Source organism: Saccharothrix sp. NRRL B-16348, from assembly GCF_001280085.1.
Lineage (GTDB): Bacteria > Actinomycetota > Actinomycetes > Mycobacteriales > Pseudonocardiaceae > Actinosynnema.
Map to the genome: position 1 here is coordinate 1 of NZ_LGED01000093.1, position 573 is coordinate 573.

General features: G+C 77.0%; 1 pseudogene. It reads left to right on the top strand.

From position 1 onward, the window contains the following. Window positions 1-573 (top strand): annotated as a pseudogene (locus tag ADK67_RS52400) (tetratricopeptide repeat protein); the annotation flags it as partial.

Genomic DNA, 573 nt, shown 5'->3' on the forward strand with positions numbered 1-573 from the left:
GCCCGCGGCCTGCTGGCCGCCCGCCTGGGCGCCGACCGCGTCGCCGCCGAACCCGAGGCGGTGGACGAGCTGATCGGGCTGTGCGGGGGCCACCCGCTGGCGTTGTCGATCACCGCGCGCACCGCCGAGCCCCACCCCGACGTGGTGTTGGCCGAGACCGCCGCCGAACTGCGCGACCTCGGCCTGGAAGCACTCGACCACGACAGCGACCCGGCCGCCAGCCTGCCCACGGTGCTGTCCTGGTCCCTGCGCCACCTCACCGACCAGCAACGCACCGTGTTCGCGCTGCTGGGCATCGCCCCCGGCCCGGACACCACCCCGCCCGCCACCGCCGCCCTCACCGGCCTGCCCGACCGCCTCGCCCGCAGGACGCTGAGCGGGCTGGAGAACGCCTCGCTGCTGGAACGGCGGCCCGGCGGCCGGTACGCCATGCACGACCTGGTCCGCCGCTACGCCGCGGACACCGCCCACACCACCCTGCCCGAGCACGTGCGGGAAGCGGCCCTGACCCGGGTGGCGGACTTCCACCTGCACACCGCCCACGCCGCCGCCCGCCTCCTGGAACCCCACCGC